Consider the following 4,591-nt stretch of genomic DNA (forward strand, 5'->3'; position numbering starts at 1 on the left):
CTGGACCCTCACCCCCACCACCGCATAACGACAGAGGGGCATCCCCACCCGGGGACACCCCTCCACCAACAACAAGATCTTCAGGAGACTTCTAGTGCTCTGCGGCCCGCAGGACGATCGGGTTGGTGAGCGCCGCCATCGCGCCCCAGGGCAGGTCCGGGCCCATCGCGTTGCCCCGGCCCGGTGTGCCGTCGGCCTTCGGGTGGCGCACCTCGGCCCGGACGTAGGCGGCGAGCGAGGCCGTGGTGCGCCACACCACCGTGCCGGAGCCGCCGGCGGGCAGGGACTCCTGGTGCAGCTGCCCCTCGTCGGTGATCAGCCGGACGGTGCCGCCGGGCACGCCCGAGACGGTGAGCCGGACATCCAGCGGCGCGTCGGCCGGGACGGTCAGCTCCTCGCCGATGCCCGCCTGGCGGCCGTGCCCGGTGACCGTGAACTCCAGCCGCATGTCGGACGACTCGGCGAGCCAGCTGCGGCCGTCGCGCAGCCCGTCGAGGATCGCGTCCCGGGTGAGGTCCTCGGCGAGGACCACGTTGTGCGGGGAGCCGATGGCCTGCGGCTCGCTGTGCGCGTCGCTGTTGCCCATGGCCGGGAGCCAGGAGCGGCCCTCGCGCAGGGCGACGGCGAGCCGGCCGTCCCAGGTGTCCACCGCGGACTCGTCGTCGTACGTCCAGGGGCCGTTCCACACCTCGACGGCGTCGGCCTGGTCGTAGCCGAACTTCCACTGGCAGGCGACGTACGGGCAGTACGGGTGCGCGGGCACCACCAGGCCGCCGGAGCGGTGGACCTGGCGGACGAAGCGCGGGAACTCCTCGTCACGGGAGCGGTAACGCCAGTCGACGAACTGGCCGGCTTCCAAGCCGAGGGCCAGCCAGTGGCCGTTGCGGGTGGTGACCTCCTCGCCCGGGAGGATCAGCAGGTCGGGGCCGGCGAGCGGGCCCCAGACGGCGTGCGAGGAACTGGTGTTGTGGTCGGTGGAGACGATGAAGTCCAGCCCGGCCGCCCGGGCCCCGGCCGCGACCTCCTCGGGCAGGCGCCGTCCGTCGGAGTGCACGGTGTGCAGGTGGCAGTCGCCCCGGTACCAGGCCCGGCCGCGGCCACGGGCCCGCTCCGCCGGGTAGTGCGGGACGAACTGCGACCCGGGCGCGCCGAACCGGAGGGTGACCTGGACGCGGTACTCCAGGCCCTGCGGGGCGATCTGGTACGGGCCCAGGACGACGTGCCAGGTGCCGGGGCCGATCGGTCCGGGGAGGTAGCCGGGGGTCGCGGCGGAGCGGGAGAGGCTGAACTCGGTGCGGAAGCCGCCGGACCAGCCGCGGAAGCCGGGGCCGGCGAGGTCGGTGCCGCGCTCGTCGAAGATCCCGATGTCGCAGGAGTTGCCGGGGGTGCCGGCCGGGACCGGGGGCTTGTCGTAGCTGTAGGAGACGGCGATCTCCCGGACGCCCTCGGGGACTTCGACCGGCAGGTAGACGAAGTCGGGCGCTCCGGTGGGGAGACGGCCGGTGAGGGTGAGGGTCTGGTCGGGGGTACCGGCGGGGGTACCGATGGGCGGGCCGGCGGGGGTGTCGGTGCGGGCTTCGCCGGGGAGCGCGGTGGCCTCGCCGGTGGATGCGGCCAGGGCGAGGGCGGTGGCGGCACCGGTGGCGAGGCCGGTGCGGAGTAGATCGCGGCGGGCGGGGAGGGCTTCGGTGGGTGGCGAGGCGTGCGGGGCGCTGGGCTCGGTCGGCATCGAGGTCTCCGGATCGCGGTGGTCGGGGCGCGGTGGGCGGGTCGCTCGCGTGCCTACCCCGGCGGGTGAACCGGGGGTGAGTCGGGGCCCACGGGGGCGGGGCGGGTCGGTGAAGAGGGGCCGGGCAGGGCCGGGCAGAGCCGGGAGCGAGTTGCGGGGAGTGACGAATGGTCGGTTCATTAGTCATGTCATCGGTTGATATGTGAGGCGATGTGATGCGGTGCGATGGGTCGAGGAGGCCGGCGTGGCGGTGAGTCGGCGGGCGCTGCTGATGGTGGTGGCCGGGGGCGCGCTGGCCGGGTGCGGGGCCAAGGCGGCGTCGACGGGCGCCGGATCGCCCGCGCCGTCGTCAGCCTCCTCATCGGCGACGGCGTCCGCGGCGTCCGCCGGCTCGGAAGCGTCCGCTGCGCCCACCGCGTCTACCGCGCCCGCCGGGGCCGCTTCGCCCGCCGGGGCCGCTTCGCCCGCCGGGGCCGCCACGGCTGCGGAGGCCGCGGCCACGCCGACACCGGAGCCCCCCAAGCAGCCGCCGCACGAGCCGACCAGGGCCGAGGTGGTGGAGCGGTACGGCGGCGTGGCCCCGGCCGACTGGGGACTGGAGGTCGCCGGGGTGATCACCGAGCTGCCCGACGGCGAGCGCGCGACGGCGCTGACCTTCGACGCCTGCGGCGGTCCCGGCGGCAACGGCTACGACGCCGACCTGATCGACTTCCTGCGCGCACACGCCGTCCCGGCCACGCTGTTCCTGAACGCCCGCTGGATCGACGCCAACCCGGACGAATTCGATCAGCTCGCCGCCGACCCGCTGTTCGAGATCGGCAACCACGGCACCGTCCACCGCCCGCTCTCGGTCACCGGCCGCTCCGCCTACGGCATCGCCGGCACGGGCGGCGTCGGCGAGGTGTACGACGAGGTGGCGGGCAACGCGCACAAGCTGGCCGCGCTCCTCGGGCACCCGCCCCGCTTCTTCCGCTCCGGCACCGCGCACTACGACGACGTCGCCACCCGGGTGGTCGCCGACCTGGGCGAACGCGTCGCCGGCTTCACCGTGAACGGGGACGGCGGGGCGACGCTCAGCGCCTCCCAGGTACGGCAGGAGGTCGCGTCGGCCCCGCCGGGCGCGATCGTGATCGGCCACCTGAACCACCCGGGCGGCGGCACCGCCCCCGGCGTGGCCGCGGCGGTGCCGGGGATGCTCGCGGCGGGGCGGCGGTTCGTCCGGCTCTCGGACGTGATGTAGGCCCCGGGGGGCGCCGCCAGGCGGAGCCCCCCGGGTGTTCCTATGCCAGGCGGAGGCCCCCCGGGTGCTCCTCCTCGATGATCCGGACCAGCCAGTCGAAGACCGTCGGCCCCTTCCCCGCCCGGGCGTCCGTCAGCTCGGCGGCGACGTGCCCGCGGTTGGTCGGGTGGCACCGGCCGAGGCGGAGCTCCAGCTGCCGGACCGTCTCCGGGTAGCCGAGGTTGCGGCGGGAGACCTCGTGGCGGCGCCACTCGATGACCCAGGCCTCGTCCTCGGGCGTGCCGTAGCCGCCGCGCAGGCAGTCGGCGAAGGCGTCGAGGTTGCGGCCGAAGTAGCCGTCGACGCCGATCTCCTGCCCGACGACGTCCCAGAAGTCCTCCAGGGTGCCGATCCTGCTGCCGTCGATCACGTAAGTCACCGTCACGGGGACGAGGATATGCCGACGGCCTGGCGCGGCGGACTGCGTCACGGCTCGACCGCGATGGCGGTGGCGAGCAGCCCGTCCCGGACGGCCCAGCGGCCGTCGAAGCCCTCGACGCGCCGCCCGCCGACCACCGGGCCGGGGACCAGCAGCCGGGCGGTGAAGGAGCCGTCGGGGGAGAGCTCCAGCTCGGCCTCGCTGAAGTCCAGGAAGAGCTCGGTCAGCGGGAACCACGCCTTGTACACCGACTCCTTGGCGCTGAACAGGATGCGGTCCCACGGCGTGCCCGGATCCGCGGCGGCCAGACCGGCGAGCCGGTTCTGCTCGACGGGCAGCGCGATGACCTCCACCACGCCCTCCGGCAGCGGCAGGGCAGGTTCCGCGTCGATGCCGACGGAGGCCAGGGCGCCGGCCCGGGCCACGGCCGCCGCGCGGAAGCCGTCGCAGTGCGTGAGGCTGCCGACCACGCCGGCCGGCCAGCTCGGCGCGCCGCGCAGACCCGGGACGAGCGGGCGGTAGGGGACGCCGAGCCGGGCGAGGGCTGCCCGGGCGCAGTGGCGGACGGTGGTGAACTCGCGGCGCCGCTTGTCCACGGCCCGGGCGAGGACCGCCTCCTCCTCCGGCTCCAGCCGGGCCCCCGGTGGGTCGTCGTACGCCACCTCGGTCACGACGACACCTGGCAGCAGGTCCCCGATCACCCGTTCCCCCCTCGGTCGGTCGCGCGGAGCCGTCGCCGCGCGGGACGAGGGTAACCCGGTCGGGGGGATCTTCGCGGGCGAACCGGGACCGCCGCCTTGGGGGAGGGCAGCCTCGGGTGACGGCCGCCCCTACTGCCCGAGCAGCCGGGCGAAGTCCAGCCCGAGGCTGCCGAGGACGGGCAGCGCGCCGAGGTCGGTGACGCCGCCGACCGGGATGCTGTAGCCCTGGTTGACCTCCCGGTGTGCGGCGCCGGTGGCGGCGGGCGAGACGGCGGCGGGCGCGCCGGTGGCGGCGGTGGCGGCCGGGGCGAGGGCGGCGGCGCCGAGGAGCAGGGCGGCGAGAACGGTGCGCATGTGACGGAGCCTCCGGGTCGGCATGGCGGGTGACGATCCGTCAACACCCTCTGTGCTTGTTGTTTAACCTCGCAGGTCACCCAACCTGCTGATCTGCGGTTCTTCGCGAGACAGCAGAGGCGGCCGCCCCTCACGCTTCGAGATGTCGA

The 4,591-nt window shown here is 75.1% G+C and carries 5 protein-coding genes; 1 reads left to right on the top strand and 4 read right to left on the bottom strand.

Annotation, left to right across the window (positions count from 1 at the left end):
* Positions 1–91 precede the first annotated feature (91 nt).
* Positions 92–1,729 (bottom strand): CehA/McbA family metallohydrolase, encoded by a 1,638-nt coding sequence (locus AC0B61_RS36915; protein ID WP_471746878.1) that lies wholly within the window; start codon positions 1,727–1,729, stop codon positions 92–94.
* Positions 1,730–1,973: 244 nt separating this feature from the next.
* Between AC0B61_RS36915 and AC0B61_RS36920 the strand changes: the two genes are divergently transcribed.
* Positions 1,974–2,969 carry a polysaccharide deacetylase family protein gene (locus AC0B61_RS36920; protein ID WP_471746880.1) on the top strand — a complete coding sequence of 332 codons (996 nt, stop codon included), beginning with the start codon at positions 1,974–1,976 and terminating at the stop codon, positions 2,967–2,969.
* Positions 2,970–3,009: 40 nt separating this feature from the next.
* On the opposite strand, the gene AC0B61_RS36925 is transcribed toward AC0B61_RS36920, so the two are convergent.
* From AC0B61_RS36925 to AC0B61_RS36935, 3 genes are all read right to left on the bottom strand, one after another.
* Positions 3,010–3,393, bottom strand: a complete 384-nt coding sequence (locus AC0B61_RS36925; protein WP_471746882.1) for a barstar family protein — start codon at positions 3,391–3,393, stop codon at positions 3,010–3,012.
* 41 nt (positions 3,394–3,434) lie between these two features.
* A complete protein-coding gene (locus AC0B61_RS36930) occupies positions 3,435–4,088 on the bottom strand; it encodes a 4'-phosphopantetheinyl transferase family protein (RefSeq protein WP_471746884.1) in 654 nt (217 codons plus the stop codon).
* Between the two features lie 129 nt (positions 4,089–4,217).
* Positions 4,218–4,442: a hypothetical protein gene (locus AC0B61_RS36935; RefSeq protein ID WP_471746886.1), complete on the bottom strand. Its 225-nt coding sequence runs from the start codon at positions 4,440–4,442 to the stop codon at positions 4,218–4,220.
* Positions 4,443–4,591: the final 149 nt, after the last annotated feature.

This window comes from Kitasatospora sp. NPDC023385 (genome assembly GCF_055664045.1).